18 protein-coding genes are annotated in these 25829 nt (G+C 38.1%); 17 read left to right on the forward strand and 1 reads right to left on the reverse strand.

Going from position 1 to position 25829, the window contains the following annotated elements; translation table 11 throughout:
- Positions 1–4 precede the first annotated feature (4 nt).
- From carB to BKP35_RS15255, 8 genes are all read left to right on the forward strand, one after another.
- On the forward strand, positions 5–3220 hold the full coding sequence (gene carB, locus BKP35_RS15220; RefSeq protein ID WP_071314223.1) for a carbamoyl-phosphate synthase large subunit: 3216 nt from the start codon (positions 5–7) through the stop codon (positions 3218–3220).
- Positions 3217–3993 (forward strand): dihydroorotate dehydrogenase electron transfer subunit, encoded by a 777-nt coding sequence (locus BKP35_RS15225; protein ID WP_071314224.1) that lies wholly within the window; start codon positions 3217–3219, stop codon positions 3991–3993. Before carB ends, BKP35_RS15225 begins: the two co-directional genes overlap by 4 nt.
- Positions 3990–4901 carry a dihydroorotate dehydrogenase gene (locus BKP35_RS15230; protein ID WP_071314225.1) on the forward strand — a complete coding sequence of 304 codons (912 nt, stop codon included), beginning with the start codon at positions 3990–3992 and terminating at the stop codon, positions 4899–4901. The genes BKP35_RS15225 and BKP35_RS15230 overlap by 4 nt, the downstream gene beginning before the upstream one ends.
- Positions 4898–5614 carry an orotidine-5'-phosphate decarboxylase gene (gene pyrF, locus BKP35_RS15235; RefSeq protein ID WP_071314226.1) on the forward strand — a complete coding sequence of 239 codons (717 nt, stop codon included), beginning with the start codon at positions 4898–4900 and terminating at the stop codon, positions 5612–5614. Before BKP35_RS15230 ends, pyrF begins: the two co-directional genes overlap by 4 nt.
- Positions 5611–6240: an orotate phosphoribosyltransferase gene (gene pyrE, locus BKP35_RS15240; protein WP_071314227.1), complete on the forward strand. Its 630-nt coding sequence runs from the start codon at positions 5611–5613 to the stop codon at positions 6238–6240. Before pyrF ends, pyrE begins: the two co-directional genes overlap by 4 nt.
- 33 nt (positions 6241–6273) lie before the next feature.
- Positions 6274–6930, forward strand: coding sequence for a class I SAM-dependent methyltransferase (locus BKP35_RS15245; RefSeq protein WP_071314228.1), 657 nt, complete (start codon positions 6274–6276; stop codon positions 6928–6930).
- Between the two features lie 677 nt (positions 6931–7607).
- Positions 7608–9380 carry an ABC transporter ATP-binding protein gene (locus tag BKP35_RS15250; protein ID WP_071314229.1) on the forward strand — a complete coding sequence of 591 codons (1773 nt, stop codon included), beginning with the start codon at positions 7608–7610 and terminating at the stop codon, positions 9378–9380.
- Positions 9377–11191, forward strand: coding sequence for an ABC transporter ATP-binding protein (locus BKP35_RS15255; protein WP_071314230.1), 1815 nt, complete (start codon positions 9377–9379; stop codon positions 11189–11191). The genes BKP35_RS15250 and BKP35_RS15255 overlap by 4 nt, the downstream gene beginning before the upstream one ends.
- Before the next feature lie 301 nt (positions 11192–11492).
- On the opposite strand, the gene BKP35_RS15260 is transcribed toward BKP35_RS15255, so the two are convergent.
- A complete protein-coding gene (locus tag BKP35_RS15260) occupies positions 11493–13205 on the reverse strand; it encodes an Rqc2 family fibronectin-binding protein (protein ID WP_071314231.1) in 1713 nt (570 codons plus the stop codon).
- 534 nt (positions 13206–13739) lie between these two features.
- Between BKP35_RS15260 and BKP35_RS15265 the strand changes: the two genes are divergently transcribed.
- From BKP35_RS15265 to rsmB, 9 genes are all read left to right on the forward strand, one after another.
- Positions 13740–16478, forward strand: a complete 2739-nt coding sequence (locus tag BKP35_RS15265; RefSeq protein ID WP_071314232.1) for a calcium-translocating P-type ATPase, SERCA-type — start codon at positions 13740–13742, stop codon at positions 16476–16478.
- 446 nt (positions 16479–16924) lie between these two features.
- Positions 16925–17812 (forward strand): YicC/YloC family endoribonuclease, encoded by an 888-nt coding sequence (locus BKP35_RS15270; RefSeq protein ID WP_071314233.1) that lies wholly within the window; start codon positions 16925–16927, stop codon positions 17810–17812.
- 77 nt (positions 17813–17889) lie between these two features.
- Entirely contained in the window at positions 17890–18150 is a 261-nt protein-coding gene (gene remA, locus BKP35_RS15275; RefSeq protein ID WP_071314234.1) for an extracellular matrix/biofilm regulator RemA, read from the forward strand.
- A gap of 80 nt (positions 18151–18230) precedes the next feature.
- Positions 18231–18845, forward strand: coding sequence for a guanylate kinase (gmk, locus tag BKP35_RS15280; RefSeq protein ID WP_071314235.1), 615 nt, complete (start codon positions 18231–18233; stop codon positions 18843–18845).
- Complete coding sequence (rpoZ, locus tag BKP35_RS15285; RefSeq protein WP_071314236.1) at positions 18846–19061, forward strand: DNA-directed RNA polymerase subunit omega; 216 nt, start codon at positions 18846–18848, stop codon at positions 19059–19061.
- A gap of 689 nt (positions 19062–19750) precedes the next feature.
- A complete protein-coding gene (gene coaBC, locus BKP35_RS15290; protein WP_071314237.1) occupies positions 19751–20950 on the forward strand; it encodes a bifunctional phosphopantothenoylcysteine decarboxylase/phosphopantothenate--cysteine ligase CoaBC in 1200 nt (399 codons plus the stop codon).
- 4 nt (positions 20951–20954) lie between these two features.
- Positions 20955–23369 carry a primosomal protein N' gene (priA, locus tag BKP35_RS15295; RefSeq protein WP_071314238.1) on the forward strand — a complete coding sequence of 805 codons (2415 nt, stop codon included), beginning with the start codon at positions 20955–20957 and terminating at the stop codon, positions 23367–23369.
- Positions 23370–23532: 163 nt separating this feature from the next.
- Positions 23533–24474, forward strand: a complete 942-nt coding sequence (gene fmt / locus BKP35_RS15300; RefSeq protein WP_071314239.1) for a methionyl-tRNA formyltransferase — start codon at positions 23533–23535, stop codon at positions 24472–24474.
- A 2-nt stretch (positions 24475–24476) separates the two neighbouring features.
- Positions 24477–25823 carry a 16S rRNA (cytosine(967)-C(5))-methyltransferase RsmB gene (gene rsmB / locus BKP35_RS15305; protein ID WP_071314240.1) on the forward strand — a complete coding sequence of 449 codons (1347 nt, stop codon included), beginning with the start codon at positions 24477–24479 and terminating at the stop codon, positions 25821–25823.
- Positions 25824–25829 lie beyond the last annotated feature (6 nt).

Genomic DNA, 25829 nt, shown 5'->3' on the forward strand with positions numbered 1-25829 from the left:
TGATATGCCAAAACGTGAAGATATTAAAAAGATATTAGTAATTGGTTCAGGACCGATCGTGATTGGTCAGGCAGCAGAGTTTGATTATGCAGGAACACAAGCATGTCAGTCATTAAAAGAAGAGGGTTATGAAGTCATTTTAATTAATTCAAACCCTGCAACAATAATGACAGATACGTCAATGGCGGATAAAGTTTATATTGAGCCAATTACGTATGAGTTTGTAAGTCGTATCATTAGACAAGAACGCCCAGACGGATTGTTACCAACATTAGGTGGTCAAACAGGTTTAAATATGGCGGTTGAACTACAAAAGTCAGGAATACTTGATGAATATAATATTGAACTTTTAGGAACGAAACTTCACTCGATCGAGCAGGCAGAAGACCGCGACTTATTCCGTACACTTATGAATGATTTAAATGAACCTGTACCTGATAGTGCAATTATTCATACGCTTGAGGAAGCATATCAATTTGTCGAAGAAATTGGTTATCCAATTATCGTTCGCCCTGCTTACACATTAGGGGGAACAGGTGGTGGTCTCGTATATAACGAGGACGATCTTATAGAAATTGTTAGTAGTGGCTTAAAATATAGCCCTGTTACGCAATGTTTAGTAGAAAAAAGTATTGCCGGATACAAAGAAGTTGAATATGAAGTGATGCGTGACGGTAAGGATGGAGCGATTGTTGTATGTAATATGGAAAACATTGATCCAGTCGGAATTCATACAGGTGATTCGATCGTGGTCGCACCAAGTCAAACATTATCTGATCGTGAGTATCAAATGTTACGAAATTCTTCGTTAAAAATTATTCGTGCCCTTGGAATAGAAGGCGGTTGTAACGTGCAATTTGCTCTAGATCCTGATAGTTACCAATATTACATTATTGAGGTTAATCCTCGCGTAAGTCGCTCATCGGCATTAGCTTCGAAAGCTACAGGCTACCCAATTGCAAAAATTGCAGCCAAAATAGCGGTCGGTTATGCGCTAGATGAAATTATGAACCCGATTACGAAAACGACATATGCTAGTTTTGAACCAGCTTTAGACTATGTCGTTTCCAAAATACCACGCTGGCCGTTTGATAAATTTGAAGCAGCAAACCGTACGCTTGGAACGCAAATGAAAGCAACAGGTGAAGTGATGGCGATTGGCAGAAATTTAGAAGAGTCATTATTGAAGGCTGTTCGTTCTTTAGAAGCTAACGTCTTACATTTAGAAATTGAAAAACATAAAACTCTCTCTAAAGAAGATCTTGAGTATCGCCTTCAAAAAGCAGATGATGAGCGCCTGTTTATTGTCGCAGAAAGCTTTCGCCGTGGCTATACAGTCGAGCGCTTATGGGAGTTAACGAAAATCGATCGTTTCTTCTTAAATAAATTGAATGGAATTATTGAAATGGAAACGAAGCTAAAAAAAGCACCGTTTCATTTAGAACTCCTTCAAAAAGCGAAAGAAATTGGATTTTCTGATGATGCTTTGGCAACATTTTGGAATGTTACTGAAGAAGAAGTTTATAAGTTTCGCTATGAAAAAGGGGTTGTTCCGGTTTATAAAATGGTTGATACGTGTGCTGCAGAATTTGCGTCAGCAACACCATACTACTATGGAACTTATGAAGATGAAAATGAGTCAATCATCACTGATAAGAAAAGTATTGTCGTTTTAGGGTCAGGACCAATTCGCATTGGACAAGGTGTCGAATTTGACTATGCCACTGTCCATACCGTTTTAGCCATTAAAGAAGCGGGATATGAAGCGATTATTATCAATAATAATCCTGAAACAGTTTCTACAGACTTCAGTATCTCAGATAAATTGTACTTTGAACCATTAGCAGTGGAAGATGTGATGCACATCATTAATCACGAAAAACCAGCGGGGGTTATTGTTCAGTTCGGTGGCCAAACAGCGATTAACTTAGCTGAAGAGTTACAAAGTAGAGGTGTAACGATTTTAGGAACATCGTTACAAGATATGGATCGCGCAGAAAATCGAGATAAGTTTGAACAAGCATTGCAAGAACTTCAAGTTTTACAACCACTTGGAAGAACAGCAACAAGTGTCGAAGGTGCGGTTGAAATTGCGAATAAAATTGGTTACCCAGTGTTAGTCCGTCCTTCCTATGTATTAGGTGGTCGCGCGATGGAAATTGTTTACTTTGAGGAAGAATTGCTTCGTTATATGGAAAATGCAGCAAAAGTAAACCCGAAGCACCCAGTCTTAATAGATCGTTATTTAATCGGTAAAGAAATTGAAGTAGACGCGATATGTGATGGGGAAACGGTCGTAATACCCGGGATCATGGAGCATATTGAAAGAGCCGGCGTTCACTCTGGAGACTCGATTGCTGTATATCCACCGCAAAGTATGTCTGAAGAAACGAAACAAAAAGTCATTGAAACAACGATTAAACTTGCAAGAGGTTTAAATATTGTTGGATTATTGAACATCCAGTTTGTATTACACGATGATGAAGTTTATGTGCTAGAGGTAAACCCACGTTCAAGTCGTACAGTTCCGTTTTTAAGTAAAATTACTGGTGTTCCGATGGCCAACTTAGCAACAAAGGCAATCCTCGGAATTAATTTGCAAAGCTTAGGCTATGAGACAGGGTACGTAAAAGAAAGTAGTGATGTTTCAGTAAAAGTTCCTGTATTCTCTTTTGCAAAACTTCGTGACGTAGATATTACGTTAGGACCAGAAATGAAGTCGACAGGGGAAGTCATGGGTCGAGACTACTCGATAGAAAAAGCTCTTTATAAAGGATTAGTAGCATCAGGAATGAACATTCCGACACATGGGTCTGTACTATTTACTGTTGCGGATAAAGACAAAGAAGAGTCACTACAATTAATCCGCCGTTTCCATCGTATTGGCTATCATATTTTAGCTACCGAAGGAACAGCAAAACGAATTCAAGAAGAGAATATACCGGTAACCGTTGTAAATAAAATTGGTGCCGAAAAGCCCCATATGTTAGATGTGATCCGTCAAGGAGAAGCTCAGTTTGTAATTAATACATTAACAAAAGGAAAACAACCAGCAAGAGACGGCTTTAGAATTCGTCGTGAAGCAGTCGAAAACGGAGTTGTTTGTTTAACAAGTATGGATACAGCAGAAGCGTTAGTACGAGTTTTAGAATTAATTACATTTGCAGCTGATGCAATGCCATCGTTCCAAGAAGAAAAAGCGGTGGTGACTACGCAATGATCGTCGCAAATATGGAGATTATTTCGCAAAGGAAAATAGCAAGCGATGTATACGAGCTTGTTTTAAAAGGAGCAGAGCTCGTAAATTATGCTACACAAGGACAGTTCCTTCACTTGAAAGTCAGTGAAGGAACCGATCCTCTACTGCGTCGCCCGATTAGTATTGCGAAGATCGATAAAGAAAAAGGTGAATTAACGGTCATTTATCGTGCAGAAGGTAAAGGGACTAGCATGCTAGCTTTAAAGCAGGCAGGTGAAGAAGTGTCCGTATTAGGGCCTTTAGGTAATGGTTTTTCATTGAACGGAACGAAACGAGGGGAAGTTGCGGTTTTAATTGGTGGAGGTATCGGTGTCCCACCACTCTATGAATTATCTTTACAGCTTGTCTCAGCAGGGGTGAAAGTGATTCACGTACTCGGTTTTGCTGGAAGTGATGACGTTTTTTACGAAGAAAAGTTTACTAAGTTAGGAGAAACGTATGTAGCGACAATGGACGGGACGTACGGTGAGGCTGGAACGGTGATTGATGTTATTGATAAAAAAGGTCTTTCTTTTGACACGATTTATTCATGTGGACCGACACCGATGTTAAAGGCGATAGAAAAAAGTTTCCCTGAAAAGAAAGGTTTTTTATCGCTAGAAGAGCGAATGGGTTGTGGAATTGGTGCTTGCTTTGCTTGTGTTTGTCATGTGAAAAATGATCCAACAAGAAATGCATATAAGAAAATTTGTACGGATGGTCCTGTATTTGCGATCGGAGAGGTGGAACTATGAGCAAATTAAATATGGAGTTACCTGGACTATCAATGAAAAACCCGATAATGCCAGCTTCGGGATGCTTTGGATTCGGTCAAGAGTATGGAAAACTTTATGATTTAAGTAAGCTCGGAGCGATCGCGATTAAAGCGACTACCGTTGAAACAAGGTTCGGTAATCCAACGCCTCGAGTGGCGGAAACATCAAGTGGCATGTTAAATGCGATCGGCCTACAAAATCCAGGGTTAGAGCATGTTTTAGGAAACGAACTAGTCTGGCTAGAAAATTATGATGTTCCGATTATAGCCAATGTTGCTGGTTCGAAAATCGAAGATTATATCGAAGTTGCTGAAAAAATTTCCAAGGCCCAAAATGTTCATGCACTTGAATTAAATATATCTTGTCCGAACGTTAAAGAAGGCGGAATTGCCTTTGGGACAAACCCAGAAGTAGCTAGTGAGTTAACGAAATTGGTGAAGGAAGTTTCTGATGTTCCTGTATACGTAAAGCTTTCACCAAATGTTACGGACATAGTTGAAATGGCAGTAGCTGTTGAGAAAGCAGGAGCAGACGGATTATCAATGATTAATACACTTCTTGGCATGCGCATTGACTTAAAAAAACGCAAACCGATTTTAGCGAATGGTTTTGGCGGATTGTCTGGACCGGCGGTGAAACCAGTGGCGATTCGAATGGTTCACCAAGTGAGTCAAGCTGTTTCGATCCCGATTATCGGAATGGGCGGGGTAAGTACTGCAGAGGATGTCGTCGAATTTTTCCTTGCTGGAGCTAGTGCGGTTGCCGTAGGGACGGCAAACTTTGTCGATCCATTTGTTTGCCCTAATATCATCGACAAATTACCAAGTGTGCTTGATGAACTTGAAGTAACCCATATTTCCGAGTTAATAGGAGGCAGCTGGAAATGAGTAAAAGTCCAATCATTATCGCCTTAGACTATTCAAAGGAACACCAAGTATGGGAACTTTTAAATAAATTTGATCATGAAAAGTTGTTTGTGAAAGTCGGAATGGAGCTTTATTATAGTTGCGGAAATTCTTTACTGGAAAAACTGAAAGATAAAGGCCATCATATCTTTTTAGATTTAAAGCTTCATGATATTCCTAATACGGTCGCTAAAGCAATGCAGTCGCTCGCATGCCTTGATGTCGATCTCGTTAATGTCCATGCAGCTGGTGGCCGTTTGATGATGGAGCGAGCAATGGAAGGTCTAGATAAAGGAACGAGCGCAGGAAAAGAGCGCCCAAGCTGTATTGCCGTCACCCAACTTACAAGTACTAGTGAAGAAGTGATGCAACAACAGTTAAAAATAAACGGGAAAATTGAGGACGTCGTCGTTCACTATGCTAATATCGCAAAAGATAGTGGTCTAGATGGTGTTGTATCCTCACCGTTAGAGGTTCCTTTAGTGAAAGAAGCTTGTGGTTCGTCTTTTCTAGCGGTCACACCAGGAATCAGGTTAGTGGGAGATTCGGCGAATGATCAAAAAAGAATAACGACACCTGCCGAAGCACGAACGCTTGGAAGTGACTTTATCGTTGTAGGGAGGAGCATTACCGCAAGTCCTAATCCAAATGAGGCACTAAATACTATTAAAAGAGAATGGAGCGAAAGTGTATGAAACAACAATTAGCGAAGCATTTATTAGAAATTGGGGCAGTACATTTACAACCGAATGCCCCTTTCACTTGGACATCAGGAATTAAATCGCCGATTTATTGTGATAACCGTTTAACACTTTCTTTTCCATTAGTTCGTCGTAAAGTTGCGATTGGTTTAGAAGAACTCATTCGTAAACACTATCCTGAGGTTGAGGTGATTGCTGGAACAGCGACAGCAGGAATTCCACATGCAGCATGGGTTAGTGACCAGTTAAACTTACCGATGGTGTATGTTCGTGGAAAAGCGAAAGAGCATGGAAAAGGAAACCAAATTGAAGGTGTTGTGAAAGCAGGACAAAACGTTGTCATTGTCGAAGATTTAATCTCAACAGGGGGAAGTGTCATTACGACAGCAGAAGCTTTAAAAGCCGCAGGGGTAAATGTACTTGGTGTCGTAGCCATTTTTACATATGACCTTAATAAGGGTATATCGCAGTTAAAAGAAGCTGAATTGAGTTACCATACAATTACAGACTATTTAACATTAATAGAAGTAGCGAAAGATGCTGAACTTATTAACCAAGAAGACATGGTAAAGTTAAAAAAATGGCGTGAAAACCCTGGATCAACTGACTGGCTTTCTTAAAATATTGAGCTAGTAAAATAGGGGGAATCGGTAATGAGAAAAATGGATGGCGAAGAATTTGATCAACTCGTACGTTTTTTTGATGGTATGGCAACAACCTCATGGTTAAGCAGTATTCACCTAAAATTGAAACAATTTATTGGTAGTTGGGAAGGGAAAGTCGTTTTAGATGTAGGTTGTGGAACTGGTCGTTTCCTTTTAAAAGGTATAGATGAAGCAAAACAAGTAATTGGAATTGATTTATCTCAAGAAATGGTGAAAGCGAGCGAAGATTTATTTTTATCACAAGGCTGTAAAAATAAATCGAGCTTTATCGTCGCAGACGCTTGCGAACTTCCATTCAGTGAAGGTGAATTTGATATTACAGTTTCTACATGTGTGCTGTTTTTACTTCCTGAGCCTGAAGTTGCAATGGACGAAATGATTAGAGTTACTAAAAAAGATGGTGTCATTGCCATGCTTAATCCATCGTTGAAGATGAGCCAAGAAGAAGCGAAACGATATTGTGAACAACACGGGATCACTGGCTTCGAACAAAAAACATTATTACAATGGTCGAAGATTTCAACGAGTAGACACCGTTATTCGACAGATGAGCTATCGCAATATTTTACGCAAAAAGGAGCTCGAGAGATTAAAAATATCGAATTGTTGGATAACCTCGCCATCATTACCGTTGCCAAATTTTAATAAAAATTGTTTTTATACTAGAAATTCAGGGGCTGTCCCAAAACAAATTGACAATGTTTTGGGTAGTCCTTTTTTCATAGCAAACCAGCATGACGACACACCGTCACCGTCTAATATAGAAAAGCGGGTGCTTTCCCTCACTTCACCTTGACCTTCTGACGAATCTCAGACGTTCGTTCGCAAAAGCACCCGCCTTTTTTCATAGAAAATCCTCATGTCGCTAGTCCGTCACACCATATACTATGCAAAATTCTGTTGATACGCAAACCAACAAACCACAACACTAACCACTAGCCAACAAACCAACTAGCCACAAACCATTTTTACTAGATGCATAGTGAAAACGGAGGGATTAACAGAATTATTGAATATACCTCCAATAAACGAGCTAAAATAGTGAGTTTTACGAAATAATAACGAAATTTAAGGGTAGTCATTTATTTCGAAAACCGATATATTATATATTATCGGTATTTTTAATACTTTCTGAATATTATTATACCTAGATTCGAAAGTTTAAACACATCAATGAATTTCATAATTCATTATTCGCGCCACTAAGCTTAATACATAGTTGTGTCAAAACTATTCGCGAACTATATATTACGTGATGTGGCTCATTCTTGGTAATTATGAAATTCACTTACATAGTGACTATACATAATGGGGGTGCATTTATGAATACATTTTCTAAGCTTAAACAATTTTATTGGCCGTATAAAAAATATTTTATCGGTTCGATCTTCTTTTTGATTTTCGTAACAGCGATCACGGTTGCTTATCCAATTATTTTAAAAATCACGATTGATGACGTAATTATAAGCGGGAATTATGACTTAGTACCGTATGTTGCATTTGGTTTTATTTTGTTAATGGTAGTTAAAGGGGTAGCGACTTACTTTCACCAATTTATGGGCGATTTATTTGGGATTAAAACGGTTTACGAATTAAGGAATGAGCTTTATAAGAAATTGCAGTATTTACCTTTTCGATATTATGATAATGCAAAAACGGGGGATCTCATGTCGCGTTTAACTGCGGATGTTGAGGGGTTCCGTTTCTTTTTATCATTCGGATTTGCGCAACTTATTAATCTAGTATTGATTGTAAGCTTAAGTTTAGGAATTATGCTGTATTTTAGTGTTCCGTTAGCTCTTGTAACGATGGTTTCAATGCCTTTTTTAATCGTTGTTGTTTATCGTTTTGATAAAAAAGTTCATCCGGCTTTTAAAGGGATTCGTAAATCTTTTGCAAGACTTACAACGAAGGTTCAAGAAAATATTAGTGGAATGAATACCGTTAAATCACTATCGAGAGAAGATTTTGAGATTGAGAAGTTTGTTGATAAAAACGGAGATTATAAAGATAACTACATTACTACTGCGGGAATTTGGTCAAAATACTTCCCATTAATGGAACTTATCGGGCAAATTTGTGTCGTATTATTACTCGGCTTTGGTGGTTTTATGGTCATTAATAATCAACTTGCGCCTGGTGAATTAGTGGCCTTTTTCAGCTTAGTTTGGTATATTATCGGGCCTCTAATGAACTTAGGATTCATTATTAATACTTTTTCACAATCGAAAGCTTCAGGAGAGCGACTTTTAGAAGTTCTCGACGAAAAAGAAGATATTGCGAATAATGAACGTCCACTTAGTGTTGAAACATTAAAAGGTCATGTTCAATTTAAGGGAGTCACACACACTTATAACAGTAATGAAAATGAAGTAGCATTGAAAGATATTTCTTTTAATGCTGAGCCTGGCAAGGTGATTGGTTTGATTGGTGCTACTGGTGCTGGAAAAACAACCATTACTCAGTTAATCTCTCGTTTTTATGAAGCCGATCACGGTGAGATTTTAATTGACGGGCAAAATATTAAAAACTATTCAATCACATCCTTAAGAAAAAATATTGGTGTTGTATTGCAAGAGTCCTTTTTATTTTCTTCTTCGATACGAGATAACATTTCATATGGAGCACCGAATGCATCAATAGAACAAATTATTGATGCTGCAAAGCGAGCGGATGCCCATCAGTTTATAATGGAACTGCCCGATGGTTATGAAACAATTCTTGGTGAGCGAGGCATGGGACTATCTGGAGGGCAAAAACAAAGAATTGCGATTGCAAGGTCGATTTTAATTGATCCGAGTATTTTAATTTTAGATGATGCAACGAGTGCTGTAGATATGGAAACTGAGGCAAAAATTCAAGTCGCTTTTTTAGAAGTGATGAAAGGCAGAACGACTTTTATTATCGCGCATCGAATTTCGTCCTTAATGCATGCCGATGAAATTTTAGTTTTAGAAGATGGAGAAATTAAAGAACGTGGTACTCATGAGCAGTTGTTAGGGAATAAAATCGGTATTTACCGCCGTATATACAATATTCAATTCAAAGATCGTGATACTGTTTTTAATGTTGAAAGTGAGAAGGTGAGTGTATGAAACAGCAAGAAGAAAGTAGGGGACGGAACCGATTTCATTACGCAATAGATACAGTGATTGAAAAACCTTTTAATTGGAAGCAAATGTTACGGCTTTTCGGATATATGAAGCCTTACTCAAAAAAGTTATTACCATTGGCGATTTTGGCGATGGTCATATCCACAGCGGTACGGTTAGTTACTCCGATTTTGATTGGGGTTGTAGCTTTAAATAATGTCATTTATGAACGTGACGCTGAAGCGTTAACGAAAGTAGTGATCTTAATAGCAGCTCTTTATTTGTTGTCGTGGGTCGCGAATACGTACCGAATTCGTTGGATGAATGAACTTGGACAATATGTCATTTTTGATATGCGGCAAAATTTATTTAAACATATTCAACGGTTGAGCCATAAGTTTTTTGATAAGCGTTCCGCAGGCTCGATTTTAGTGCGAATTACAAATGATGTAAACTCGTTGCAAGATTTATTTACGAACGGGGTTATTAATTTATTAATGGATTTATTAATGCTAGTTGGAATTATTGTCATCTTATTCTTTTTAAGCCCACAGTTAACGTTGGCTGTGATGATCATATTGCCAATCATGTTTTTAATTTCCACGGGCTTAAGACGAAAAATTAGACGGTCATGGCAATTAGTTCGTTTAAAACAATCACAAATTAATTCTCATTTAAATGAAAGCATTCAAGGAATTCGTGTCACACAATCTTTTACTCAAGAACAGGAAAACATTCGTTTCTTTAAAGGAATGAACGAAGAAAATTTTCAAGCTTGGCGTGATGCGACACAAAAAAATGCGATGTTTCGTCCTTTTGTGGAAATGTCCAATGCGATTGGAACCGCGATTTTAATTTGGTATGGTGTAACCTTAATCCAAGGAAATGTCATTGATATTGGGATCTTCGTTTCATTTGCTTTTTACTTAGGGATGTTTTGGGAACCGATATCAAGGCTCGGGCAAGTGTATAACCAATTACTAGTGGGGATGGCTTCTTCCGAAAGAATTTTTGAGTTTTTAGATGAAAAGCCGTCGGTTAAAGAGAGTGAACGCGCAATATCGTTAAATGATATGAAGGGGCAAATCCAATTTGAAGACGTTGAATTTTCATATGATGATACTAGAAAAGCGTTAAATAAAATTAATTTAGAAATTAAAGCGGGGCAAACGGTAGCTCTCGTTGGACATACGGGCTCAGGAAAGACGACAATCGTTAATTTAGTCGCTCGCTTTTATGATGCGACGAGTGGAAGCGTAAAAATTGATGGTCATAACATTAAAGATATTAAGTTAGATAGTTTGCGACAGCGTGTCAGTACGGTGCTCCAAGAAACGTTTATTTTTTCGGGGACGATTATCGACAACGTTCGCTTCGGAAAGCCTGATGCGACTGATGAGGAAGTGATCAAAGCTTGTGAAACGGTTGGAGCGAATAAGTTTATTGAACAATTAAAAGATGGCTATCACACAGAAGTAGAAGAGCGAGGTAATATTCTTTCGGTAGGGCAGCGTCAACTGTTATCATTTGCAAGAGCTTTATTGGCCGATCCGCAAATTTTAATTTTAGATGAGGCAACAGCGAGTATCGATACCGAGACGGAACAAATTATTCAAGAAGCGTTACGAACGTTATTAAAAGATCGTACATCGATTATGATTGCCCATCGACTTTCAACGATTCGTGAAGCAGATAACATTATCGTTTTAGAACAGGGCAATATTTTAGAAACCGGAAATCATGATGAACTAATGGAGCAAAAAGGAGAGTATTATAAATTAGTGAAGGCGCAGTTTAAAGTTTTAGCTGGTTAACTTAGAATGTAAAATTTAAAATGTAAAATTTAGAATTAGTGAGGGGGAGAGCTTCGAAGTTTCATGAAATAACACGAAGAGATGGACTGATTACGTCGCTTGTCTTACGAAAGCAGTTAATTTTATAAAACAGAGAAAAAGAGAACGTGTACGGCACTTGCCATAACGTTCTCTTTTAAAAATATAGTAGATAGGTAGGTATTTCTCTAGAACTTGTAAAAAACTAGCTTTTTTCTATTATACTTAGGTAAACAGCATCTAGCCGACGCTAAATTAACAATTTTTAATTTTAAATTGTGCATTAAACTCTTAACTTCCTCACAACTTCCTCATCTGGTGTAACGTAGATCGTTGTTTGGTTATCATAGATGACATAACCGGGTCTTGAGCCACTCGGTTTTTTAACGTGCTTAATAAGTGTGTAGTCGACAGGGACTGAACTTGATTGTCTAGCTTTACTAAAATAAGCAGCGATTGTTGCAGCTTCTTTTAACGTGGTCTCGTCAACGGATGGACTTTTTATAACTACGTGTGAACCAGGAATGTCTTTCGTATGAAGCCATGTTTCAGTTGAACGTGCTAGGCGGTTTGTTAAGTATTCATTTTGTTTGTTATTTTTTCCGACTAAAATTTCTAATCCTGTTGAAGATTTGTATGCCTCCAGAACTGGTTTTGTCTCTTTTTTCTTTTTCGTTTGTTTTTTATTACGATTTCGAATATAGCCGCCTTCGATCAGTTCTTCTCTAATTTCAGCAATATCTTTCGGTGATGCAGTTTCCATTTGAGCAATGATTTCCTCTAAATAAACAAGTTCGTTTTCTGTTTTTTCAATTTGTTCTTCCACAACTTTTAATGAATTTTTAGCTTTATTATATTTTTTAAAATAATTTTGCGCGTTTTCTGAAGGGTTTTTTTGTACGTCAAGATCAATAACTATTGATCTTCCTTCTTCATCATAAAAGTCGATAACTTCGATTTGTTTTTGCCCTCTTTTTATTTGATGGATGTTGGCTGTGATTAGCTCGCCGATTTTTCGGTATTCACTTGCTTTACTCGCATCGCTTAAAGTCTTCTTTAACTTTTTTATTTTCGATTTATTTTTTTGGTATTCGTTTTTTAAAAACTTTTCTAAGTCGTTCGCTTGCTGGTGGACGCGATCACGTTCTGCTTTTCCAAAATAAAATCGGGAAAGCATCTCACTTACTGATGTAAAAACAGTCGGAGATGTAGCTTTTAAATGAGTTAATTCAATGATTGAAAAATACTCTTTTTTCTCGGTTATTGTTATTTGAGGCCTGAAGTTTCCTTGCTTCATTTGATTAATGACCTCAAAAAAAGCTTTAGTTAATGTTTCTTTATTTGCTAGTTTTGCCCTGTGTACAATTTCTTTGGCAATCTGAGGTGAAAGACCAGAAAAATTCTGCACAATTTGTGAATCAAGCTTTCCAGCATTAAAATCAATTTTTTTAAGAAAGGTTTCCTCATCAATGCAAAATGGATGAAGCTTCTCTTGCTCTGGAGGAAATTTATATTCGTGTCCTGGCAAAATTGTGCGATAACTATTTATTCCAGGAGCTAAGTGTTTAATACTATCTAAAATTTTCTGATCTTTATCGTCTAGTAAAATGATATTACTATGACGCCCCATAATTTCAACCATCAATTTTTTATAGCTAATGTCACCAAGCTCATTTCTCCCTTTGATGGTGATCGTCACAATCCTTTCTAAACCTAACTGTTCAATTTTTTCAATAATTCCTCCCTCGAGGTGTTTTCTAAGGAGCATACAAAACATAGGTGGTTCTGCAGGATTATCAAGCTTTTCAGTTGTTAAATGTAATCTTGCAAAGCTTGGGTTAGCCGATAAAAGTAACTGTTGGTTTACGCCGTTAGCTCTAATTGTAAAAATAAGTTCCGTTTTATAAGGTTGATAAATCTTCGTTATTCGCCCAGAAATTAAAGTGTTATTAAGTTCTGCGACAATTGCATTCATTACTGTTCCGTCGAAAGACATAGTATTCACTCCATAACTTTATTCAATATGTATTGCGGCTCCCCAAGGCGCTTCCACTTTTCTTGTCTAGTTCCGGTGGCTAGGTCCTCGAAAACTTCACCTTCCACCCAAAAGGCAAAAAGCGCCTTATGGATGGAAGGCTCCAGTTTTTATCGGACCTGAGCAAGCCACCTGCACTTTTCTTGTCTAGTTGCAGCACCTAGCTTCTCGAGCGTTTCGGTCCATCAAGATTTGCCTAGTCAAGAAGTAACTCGAGGAGGAGGCAAAACATTGCTGGCCCTCCAACGCTTTTCGAAGCTGTTCAAGGCGCTTCCACTTTTCTTGTCTAGTTCCGGTGGCTAGGGCCTCGAAAACTTCACCTTCCATCCAAAAGGCAAAAAGCGCCTTATGGATGGAAGGCTCCAGTTTTTATCGGGCCTGAGCAAGCCACCTGCACTTTTCTTTAAATAGTATAGCATTTTTTTGGACTTGCTTGAATAAAGATAGTTTGTAAAGGACAGGCAAACGTCTAAAGATTAGAGGCGAGGTGGCAAGATGAAGTGGTATGAGAGAGAGATACATGATGTAGAAGAAATGACACATTCCCATTTTTCACAAGGGTTGTCAGAGGAAGAGGCTGAACAAAGGTTAAAGAGGTTGGGGCAAAATAAATTAGATGAGGCTGACAGTGTTCCTGCTTTTTTCTTGTTTTTAGCACAGTTCAAAGATTTTATGGTCATTGTTTTATTAGTGGCGACTTTGATTTCAGGTTTATTAGGTGAATATATTGATGCGATAACGATCATTTTTATCGTACTTTTAAATGGAATATTAGGATTTATTCAAGAGAGAAAGGCGGAGAAATCTCTAGCTGCATTGAAAGAGCTATCTGCTCCGCAAATAACGGTACTTCGTGACGGAGAATGGATAAAAGTTCCTTCAAGTGATGTAGTGGTTGGGGACATTGTAAAACTAGCTAGCGGTGACCGGGTTGGAGCAGATGTACGAATTATCGAATCTAAAGGGCTTCGAATCGAGGAATCAGCATTAACAGGTGAATCGGTACCTGTGCATAAAACGGAAGACGTATTATCAGGTGAGGACCTTTCGATTGGTGATCAAGAGAATATGGCTTTTATGGGAACGATGGTTACACAAGGAAGCGGTACAGGAGTCATTGTTGCAACAGGGATGAAAACAGAGATGGGGAAAATTGCCCACCTATTGCAATCTGCAGAAACGATGGTTACTCCTTTACAGCGTAAGCTCGAACAATTAGGTAAGGTCTTAATTTTAGTCGCACTTTTCCTAACAGCACTAGTAGTTATTATTGGTGTTTACCAAGGGCATGACGCATATACGATGTTTTTAGCAGGGGTTTCACTTGCTGTAGCTGCTATTCCTGAAGGTTTACCGGCGATTGTGACCGTTGCGTTAGCACTGGGTGTCCAACGGATGATTAAGCGTAAGGCCATCGTTAGAAAGCTTCCAGCTGTAGAAACATTGGGGTGTGCTTCGGTCATTTGTTCTGATAAAACTGGAACATTGACGCAAAACAAAATGACAGTTACAAAATTATGGTCAGGTGGAACTACTTGGGAAGTTTCAGGGACAGGGTATGTACCTCAGGGAGACTTCTTTAAAGGTGGTAAAAAGTTAAATGTAGAAACAGAAAAAACATTGTTGCAGTTATTAACCTTTGGCGCTTTATGTAATAATGCAAAAGTCGTTCAAAACGAAGTGAAAGATGGATTCCTCTCTAAAACGAAAACCGAATATACGATTGCCGGGGACCCGACTGAGGGTGCACTTGCCGTCTCTGCTCATAAAGCAGGAATCTCAAGAGATACAATGTTAAATGAATATGAGATTATCGAAGAATTCCCGTTTGAATCAACAAGAAAAATGATGAGTGTAATTGTTGAACGCAAACAAGATGGTAAGCGTTTTGTCGTTACAAAAGGGGCACCGGACGTTCTCTTAAGTAGAAGTGACCGGATTTTGTGGAATGAGAGATTAGAAACTTTATCAAAGCAAAAAAATGGGTATGTAACAGAAGCAATTGACCATTTAGCTTCACAAGCACTACGGACGATTGCGATTGCTTACAAAGAAATTGGTAGAAACGTAAGTTATAAATCAGAAGATGCAGTAGAATGCAATTTAACCTTTATTGGCTTGCAAGGGATGATGGATCCTCCTAGACCAGAAGTGAAAGATTCTATTATTGAATGTCGCCAGGCAGGTATTAAAACGATCATGATTACCGGTGACCATCTTATCACGGCTCAGGCGATTGCCAAACAGTTACAGATACTACCAGAACACGGCAAAATTATGGATGGAAATACGTTAGCAAAAATGAGTGTTAAAGATTTAGAAGGAGTTGTCGATGATATTTATGTTTATGCTCGTGTTTCTCCAGAACATAAGTTGAAGATCGTTAAAGCGCTTCAAGCGAAAGGTCATATTGTTGCGATGACTGGTGATGGTGTCAATGATGCCCCGGCAATCAAAGCAGCGAATATTGGGGTGGCGATGGGGGTTACGGGTACGGATGTTGCGAAAGAATCTTCATCACTTGTACTTAGTGATGATAATTTTGCGACGATCAAAGCAGCTATTAAAGAAGGGCGCAATATTTACGATAATATTCGAAAATTTATTCGTTACATGCTCGCTTCTAATGTTGGTGAAATTTTAGTGATGTTATTTGCGATGATGTTAGGTATGCCGTTGCCTTTAGTAGCTATTCAAATTTTATGGATTAATCTCGTGACAGACGGTTTACCGGCAATGGCTCTTGGGCTCGACCAAGCCGAAGATGATGTCATGAAACGTAAACCGCGTCATCCAATGGAAAGTGTATTTGCAAGGGGACTTGCTTGGAAAATTATTAGTCGAGGTTTTATGATTGGGGTGGTAACACTAATTGCGTTTTGGATCACACTGTCGCAAAATCCTGATGAGTTAATTAGAGCGCAAAGTGTGGCATTTGCGACATTAGTCATGGCACAACTTATTCATGTATTTGATTGTCGTAGTGAGCACTCGGTATTCCACCGAAACCCGTTCCAAAACATATATTTAGTATTGGCGGTGCTTTCATCAACAGCACTAATGCTAGTCGTTATGTACTTCCCACCATTACAGCCAGTATTCCATACAGTTGGCTTGGATGTACGTGAATGGTTATTAGTACTTGGATTAGCGTCAGTCCCAACCGTCGCTCTAGCAGGCTTCCAAATTTTTAATAGAGGGAAAAATAAAACTGTTTTAAGCATTAAATCATAACTATTAGCACGTAAAAAGTAGAGTTTTCAAAAATTATAATTTGAGCTATAAGGACCATTCATTTGACCTTATAGCTTTTTTGTGTGGAAAAGATGGATAGTTGGTTTGTTGGTTAGTGACTAGTTGGAAAGGAAAGCCCTGACTTTGATATGTTCAATGGTAACGTTGCACCGTCATGACAGTGATGTGTAGAAAAAGGCGGATGATTTCGTGAACGAGCCTCTGAGATTCGTTAGAAGGTCACAGCGAAGAGAAGGAAATCATTCGCCTTTTCCATATTAGATGGTGACGGTTACTCTCATGAGCGTTTTGTATGAAAAGAAGGCAGATGTTTTCCATGCAAAATGGCTATAATAGCGTTGTTTGAATAAGTTTTAAGTCTTTCTATTTCCTCTACTTGTTGATAATGGTAAAATTGGTTAGAATAGAATTGTGGATGTGATATTATGTTAGTCAGTATGACCGGATATGGTCAATCATTTATTGAAAATGAAAATTATCGAATTAATGTAGAAATGAAATCAGTCAATCATCGATTTTCAGAAGTAACAATTCGAATGCCACGTCAGTTTTTATTTTTGGAAGATCGACTAAAAAAAAGTATTAATCAATTTGTACAGCGTGGCAAAGTTGATGTATTCCTTACAATTGAAGGAGAAGGGTTAGTTGAAAGAACTTTGCAAGTTGATTGGGATCTGCTTAAAGAATTTTATTTAACTCATGAGAGGGCACAAGAAAAACTTGCTGTGACTCAACAGTTAAACTTAGAAAAACTTTTGCTTCACCCTGATGTCGTTACGGTATTAGAAAAAGATAATCAATCAGAAACTTTAGTGGAACTTATTGCTTCTGCTACAAAAAAGGCAACAGAAGAGCTTTTGAAAATGCGTCAAAAAGAAGGTTCTGCTCTAGCGGTGGACTTAACACAACGTCTAAAAAAACTAGGTGCGGTAGTAGCGAATGTTGAGGAACATACTCCTGGTGTGATCGAGGCGTATCAACAACGCTTATTAAAAAGAATGGAAGAACTTTTAGATGAAAAGCTCGAAGTTGAAGAGAGTAGGGTATTAACCGAAGTCGCTATTTTTTCAGACAAAGCAAATATAGACGAAGAGTTAACAAGGCTAAAGAGTCATTTAGAACAATTCATGTTTATCATTGAACAACATGAGAGCGGTGCGGTTGGCAGAAAACTCGACTTTCTCGTCCAAGAAATGAATCGAGAAGTAAATACCGTTGGCTCAAAATCTAATGATATATATATTAATAAACAAGTTGTAGAGTTAAAAGCAGAGCTAGAAAAAATCAAAGAACAAGTCCAAAATATTGAATAGATGTTAGCCTAATAATAAAAAAAGTGTTAAAATGACCAAAGTTCTGGTTATAATATATAGATGGGCAGGGGAAATCAATGAACATTAAACTAATTAATATTGGCTTTGGCAATATCGTATCAGCGAATCGAATAATTTCAATCGTCAGTCCAGAATCAGCTCCAATAAAAAGGATTATTCAGGAAGCACGAGAACGTAATATGTTAATTGATGCTACATATGGCAGAAGAACGAGAGCTGTAATTATTGCCGATAGTGATCATGTTATTTTATCTGCTGTTCAACCGGAAACAGTGGCACAACGCTTGACAAATAAGGATGATATTTCTGAAGATTAATGGATAAGTAAATTAACGATCCGCTTCCGGCTGATAACCCATTAGCTGGAGTTTTCTGATGGAAGATTTTGGAGGTAGACATGAAAAAAGAAAGAGGTTTATTGATCGTCCTTTCTGGACCTTCAGGTGTAGGGAAAGGAACGGTATGTGGCGCGCTTAGGCAGCAAGATACAGATATATTATATTCCGTTTCTGCAACGACGCGTTCACCACGCGAAGGAGAAATAGATGGAGTTAATTATTTCTTTAAAACACGAGATGATTTTGAAGAAATGATTAAAAATGACAAACTTTTAGAATGGGCTGAATATGTAGGGAACTACTACGGCACGCCTGTCGATTATGTGGAAAAAACGTTAAGTGAAGGTAAAGATATCATCCTGGAAATTGAAGTGCAAGGGGCGTTAAAGGTGAGACAACAATTTCCTGAAGGGGTATTTATCTTTTTAATGCCGCCAAGCTTAGCTGAGTTAAGAAGTCGTATTGTAAATCGTGGCACGGAATCTGAAGATCTTATTAATAATCGAATGACGGTGGCCAAAGATGAGATTGAAATGATGGATAAATATGACTACGTCGTTGAAAATGATGTAGTTGATCTTGCGGTCGAAAGAATTAAAGCAATTGTTGTTGCTGAGCATTGTAGGAAAGATCGTTTAATTGAAAAATATAAACAATTAGTGGAGGTTGAGTAAATGCTATACCCATCTATTGATAATTTATTAACGAAACTTGATTCGAAGTATACGTTAGTAACTGTATCTTCAAGAAGAGCGCGTTATTTAAAGGATTCTAACGAAAAAGACTTAATGATCGAAAAACCGGTTTCATATAAACAAGTCGGTAAAGCACTAGAAGAAATTTCTTCAGGACAATTGTCTTTTAAACGTAAAGAAGATGAAGAAGAGTAAAAGGGGATGACTCATGAAAGGTGTCTTACCCCCCATATTTATTATTTAGAGGTTAAACCTTTAAAAAGGTTTTCACTAGTTAATATTTTAATGGGGGTGGTATACACCACAGGTGAGTCCTCTTTTTTTATGAATTTTGGGAATTGTCTAGCTCCAGGCGCCATCGGCTCGACCACTTCAGTCATTCCCTTGCGGTCTAAAACCTGACCGCTACGGGCAGGCCTTCCAGTGAAGCTACTGCCTGAGTTATTTCTTCGCAGCTTTGCGACGAGTAATCGCAGGAGCATTTCGCCGATAGGCGGGCGCCTTACACTTTTCTGAAAGGTAAGAAAGTATAAAAATTTGGGAACTGTCTAGCTCCAGCGCCTAGCTTCTCGAGCGTTTCGGTCCATCAAGATTTGCCTATTCATGAGCGGAAATCGAAGAGGAGGCAAAGCGTTGCTGGCCCTCCAACGCTTGTCGAAGCTTACCAAGGCGCTTGCGCTTTTCTTGTTGTTTAGGAAATTATAAATACAAATCATTTGTGGATAACATTTTAACACGAAAACTGTCTAGCTCCAGGCGCCATCGGCTCGACCGCTTCAGACCTGCCCTTCCGGTCTAAACCCTGACCGCTACGGGCAGGTCTTCCACCGGTTTTCGCCGATAGGCAGGCGCCTTACGCTTTTCTTGTATGGAGGAGATCAAATATGTTAAAGGGGAAAAAAGTTTTATTATGTGTATCTGGTGGGATTGCGGTTTACAAAGCTTGTGCGCTTACTAGCAAATTAACACAAGCAGGTGCGAACGTAAAAGTTGTTTTAACAGAGGGTGCTACGAAGTTTGTAACCCCTTTGACATTTCAGGCATTATCGAGGGAAACCGTTTATACAGATGTGTTTGAGGAAAAAGAGGCGACGAAAATCACCCATATCGACATCGCAGATTGGGCGGATGTCGTCATTGTAGCCCCGGCTACAGCTAATATTATTGGTAAAGCTGCAAATGGAATTGCTGATGATCTCGTATCTACGATGTTGTTAGCAACAACAGCACCGATATTTATAGCTCCAGCGATGAATGTCCATATGTATGAGCACCCAGCAGTGAAAGAAAATATGAAAACATTGAAGGAACGTGGCTATCATTTTTTAGAGCCGGATGAAGGTTATTTAGCTTGTGGCTACGTAGGTAAAGGTCGTCTAATGGAGCCTGAAGATATCATTATGCATCTTGATATGTATTTTCGTCCGATAGACTCAAATATAAATGGTAAAACCGTTTTGATTACTGCTGGTCCAACACAAGAAAAAATCGATCCAGTTCGTTACTTTACGAATCGCTCATCTGGAAAAATGGGTTATGCGATCGCCCGAGAAGCATCAAAAAGGGGAGCAAAAGTCATTTTAATTTCCGGCCCTACGAACCTCGAAAAGCCGGATAATGTTGAGTTTGTGCCTGTAATTTCCGCTGCACAAATGTTTGAAAAAGTCATCGAGCGTTACGAAGAAGTGGATGTTGTCGTGAAAACAGCCGCAGTAGCTGATTATCGGCCTAAAAACATTCACGATCAAAAAGTAAAAAAACAACCGAGCGATTGGGCTGTTGAAATGGAGCGTACGACCGATATTTTACAAACGCTAGGGGACAAAAAAACGAAACAGTTACTAGTTGGGTTTGCTGCTGAAAGTGAAAACGTTGACGAATATGCCAAAGGAAAATTAAAGCGCAAAAATTTAGATATGATTGTTGCTAATAGTATTGTGGAAGCAGGAGCTGGTTTCCAAGGCGATACGAATATCGTTACGATCTATAAAAAAGATGGGACAAGCAAAGCACTCCCGTTAATGAGTAAACAAGAAGTGTCTGCCAACTTACTTAACGAAATAGAACAATTATTAAAGGACTGAAAATATGATTGTTAAAGTTGTCGTTGATGTACCGTCAGGTCAAACGGATCGCTCTTTTGACTACGAAGTACCTCCTCATTTAGAAAAGGCAATAGAGAGAGGGATGAGGGTAATCGTCCCATTTGGACCAAGAAAAGTCCAAGGGTTTGTTGTTGGCATAAGTGATGTAACAGATCTAAACAAATTAAAACCAATCGAAGACGTTTTGGATGTTACCCCTGTCTTAACGGAGGAACTTCTTGCTTTAGGAGATTGGTTAACAACAAGTGCTCTTTGTTTTAAGATTACTGCTTATCAAGCTATGCTCCCAGCGGCACTTCGAGCAAAATATAAGAAAGAAATTAGACTCGTTCATAAAGAACGAATGAACGAATTACAAGATGATTTAAAGGCTTTGTTTCAATATCAAAGTGTCATTGATTGGGAAGAGCTTACGAAAGGTCATCAACAACGAATCCCTCAGATTAAAAAAGCGATTACGAGTTCAATTTTAGAAGTTATTTACGTTGTAAAAGATAAGGTTACATACAAAAAAGTAAAGATCGTTGAACCTAATAACGAGCAAGACCTTTTAGCTGAGTTGAAAACAATAGACAATCGAGCAGCAAAGCAAAAGCAAGTTATCGAATATTTTTTAAAAAACCGACAACCAATTTCGGTAAAAGAGCTTATCGAACGAATTAGTACAACTCGAAGTACGATTAAGGCACTGGTAGAGAAAGGTATATTGATAGAAAGAGAAATAGAAGTTTCCAGGGACCCTTATGCCGACCGTGATTTTAAACGGACGACCCCATTAACTTTAACTACGAATCAACAAAAAATTATTCAACCTATTTTCGATTCAATCCATCAAAAAGAACATAAAACGTTTCTTATTCACGGTGTCACTGGTAGTGGAAAAACAGAAGTATATTTACAATCTATTGCCGAAGTTCTTAAAGAGGGGAAAGAGGCGATTGTACTTGTACCTGAAATTTCGCTTACACCGCAAATGGTTCAACGATTTAAAGAACGGTTCGGTTCTTTAGTTGCTGTTCTTCATAGTGCTCTTTCTAAAGGGGAAAAATATGATGAGTGGCGAAAAATCCAACAAGGAAGCGTAAAAGTAGTTGTTGGCGCAAGGTCAGCAATTTTTGCTCCGTTTAAAAATATTGGAATTATTATTATTGATGAAGAACATGAGGCAACTTATAAGCAAGATGAAAATCCACGGTACCATGCCAGGGATGTAGCAATTAAACGGGCAAGTGCCTACCAGTGTCCATTAATATTAGGTAGTGCCACTCCGTCTTTAGAGTCGTATGCAAGAGCGAAAAAAGGTGTTTATCACTTGTTGTCAATGCTAGAGAGGGTTAACGACGTAAAGTTACCGACGGTTGAAATTATTGATATGCGTGAAGAACTTAAAAGCGGTAATCGATCGATGTTTTCCCAATTGCTTTACAAAAAGCTTTCAGAGCGCTTAGCTAGAGGTGAACAAAGTGTCTTATTTTTAAATCGACGTGGGTATTCAACGTTTGTAATGTGTCGAGAATGTGGATATGTAGCGGAATGTCCTCACTGTGACATTTCATTAACGTATCACCATACAAGTCGCTCTCTAAAGTGTCATTACTGCGGTCATGAGGAAGGGATGCCACAGCGTTGTAGTAGTTGTAATAGTGAACATATTCGTTTTTTTGGTTCAGGAACACAAAAAGTTGAAGAAGAAATAACGAAAGTTTTACCAGGTGCAAGAGTGATTCGGATGGATGTGGATACAACGAGGAAAAAAGGGGCTCATGAAAAGCTGCTTACGGCATTTTCGGAAGGAAAAGCTGATATTCTCTTAGGTACACAAATGATTGCTAAAGGGCTAGATTTTCCGAACATAACGCTAGTCGGAGTACTAGCTGCTGATTCAATGCTCAATCTTCCTGATTTTCGAGCAAGTGAAAGAACGTTTCAGTTGTTAACTCAAGTGAGTGGGAGAGCTGGTCGTCATCAGTTGCCTGGTGAAGTAGTTATTCAAACCTACACTCCAGAACACTACAGCATTGATTTAGTTCGCAATCATGATTTTATAGCATTTTTTGAAAAAGAAATGATCACAAGACGCATGCAGGGATATCCACCGTATTATTATGTCACGGTCATTCAAGTGTCTCACGAGGAGATTACGAAGGTCATTGAGGTCACGGGAAAAATAGCTGAATATGTAAAAAGGTCGTTATCAAATCAGGCCATTGTTTTAGGTCCCGTTGTCGCCTCAATTCCTCGGATTAAAAATAGATATCGCTACCAATGCATGATAAAATACAAAAATGAACCGACACTAGTTAAAACTTTGAAAGAAATTACCGAAAATTATAAACGTGAGATGAACAAAGGAGACCTACAAGTTTCCATTGATATGAATCCGTACGTTTTAATGTAATTTTACATTTAAAATTCAAAATTTAAAATGTAAAATTTTCGCTAGCGATGCTTCGTAGCTATGTATAATAGTAATTTTAAGTTTTAATTAAACTTCGTAGAGTTACTTTCAATAATTGTAAATTTTAAATTGTTAATTCTACATTAAATAAAGAGGTGTTTATATGAGATTAGTATTTATGGGGACGCCTGATTTTTCAGTTCCTGTCTTAAAACGTTTAATAGATGATGGATATGATATTGTTGGAGTTGTAACTCAACCAGATCGTCCGAAGGGGAGAAAAAAACAATTAACTCCTCCACCGGTTAAAGTAGAGGCCCAAAAGCATAACTTAAAGGTAATTCAACCTGAAAAATTAAAACGACCTGATGACCTACAGCAAGTACTAGATTTAAATGCAGATTTAATTGTTACTGCAGCGTTCGGGCAAATTTTGCCGAACGAACTTCTTGAAAAACCAAAATACGGTTGTATCAACGTACATGCCTCACTTTTACCTGAATATCGAGGCGGGGCACCTATTCATCAGGCGATCATTGATGGAAAAAAAGAAACAGGGATTACTATTATGTATATGGTTGAAAAGCTAGACGCTGGTGATATTCTTACACAAGCTAAAGTAGAAATCTTAGAGGAAGATCATGTCGGAAGCTTACATAATAAATTAAGTATCGTCGGAGCGGAATTATTAGGCTACACGATCCCACAGTTGGTTGAAGGAAAACTGACACCGATCAAACAAGAGGAAGAAAAAGTAACATTTGCACCAAACATTAGTCGTGAAAAAGAAAAAATTGATTGGGCGCAAGCTGGGGAAGCTATATACAACCAAATTCGTGGACTTCACCCATGGCCTGTAGCATATACGACAATTGAAAACCAACCTTTAAAACTTTGGTGGTCCGAAAAAGTGAAAAAAATGCAAGATGCTGCCCCGGGAACGATTGTAGCTATTGATTCTGATGGGTTTGTAGTCAGTACTGGTGACGAAACACATATTAAAGTGACCGAGCTTCAACCTTCAGGAAAAAAACGAATGACAGCAGAGCAATTTTTACGTGGTGCCGGTAGTGATTTAAGGGTAGGAACAATGTTAGGAGAATAATAATGAAAAAAAAGAATGTTCGGGAAGTAGCATTAGACATTTTACTGCAAATTGAAAAAAATCAAGCGTATTCTAACCTTCTTTTAAACCAGACCATTAAACGAGAAAAGATAAATGAAAAAGATATCGGATTACTTACAGAAATTGTCTATGGTACGATTCAAAGAAAAAATACATTAGATTATTATTTAAGTCAATTTGTAAAGATTAAGCTTAAAAAGTTGGACGACTGGGTTCTTGTATTGCTCCGTCTTTCTTTATATCAAATTATATATTTAGATCGAGTTCCTGAACGAGCAGTCGTCCATGAAGCGGTTGAATTAGCCAAGAAAAAAGGCCATAAAGGAATATCGGCAATGGTTAATGGAACGTTAAGATCTCTTTTGAGACAAGGCGTTCCTTCCTTTAATAAAATTGAAGATCCGATTGAAAAGTTAGCTATCAGTTATAGTCATCCGATTTGGCTAACGAAACGATGGATCGATCAATTTGGAGAAGATAAAACAAAAGCAGTCTGCGAAATTAATTGTACACCGCCGATGGTAACTGCTAGGGTAAATAAAATGAAGGTAAGAAATATCGATGAAGTAATTGAGAAGTTGGAAGGTGAAGGGGTCATCTGTGAAAGAGGAGACCTTTCAGATGATGCGATAAAGGTAATTAAAGGAACTCTCCCTAATACAACAGCTTACAAAGAAGGGATGGTAACAATTCAGGATGAAAGCTCAATGTTAGTTGCTAGAGCTTTAGGGGCCATGCCGAAAATGAAAGTATTAGATAGTTGCGCTGCACCCGGTGGTAAAACAACCCATATTGCTGAACTGATGAATAATGAAGGGGAAATATGTGCTTTAGATCTTCATGAACATAAAGTGAAGCTTATCGATGAACAAGCTTCAAGACTAAATCTGTCAATTATTCATACAAAAGCAACGGATAGTCGTAAAGCAAATGAAGTTTTTGAAAAAGAAAGTTTCGATTGTATTTTAGTAGATGCTCCATGTACGGGATTAGGTGTTATCCGAAGAAAGCCTGATATAAAGTGGCAAAAACAGGAGGCGGACATCGAGAGAATTACTTTAATTCAAAAAGACATTTTAAGTGCTGTGGCACCTTTATTGAAAAAAGGTGGAACGATCGTTTACAGTACATGTACGATTGATGATTTAGAAAACGAAGAAGTGGTCAAAAGTTTTCTTAATGAGCATAGTAATTTTGAGTTAGATGAAACTCTTAAAGAACGACTCCCTAAAAAGTTAGAAGGCCTCTATAACAAAGGAATGGTAAAAATTTTACCATCAGATTTCAATACCGATGGCTTCTTTATTTCTAGTTTGAAAAAAATTTAAAAAGGT

The sequence above is a fragment of the Anaerobacillus arseniciselenatis genome, from assembly GCF_001865995.1.
Classification (GTDB): domain Bacteria; phylum Bacillota; class Bacilli; order Bacillales; family Anaerobacillaceae; genus Anaerobacillus; species Anaerobacillus arseniciselenatis.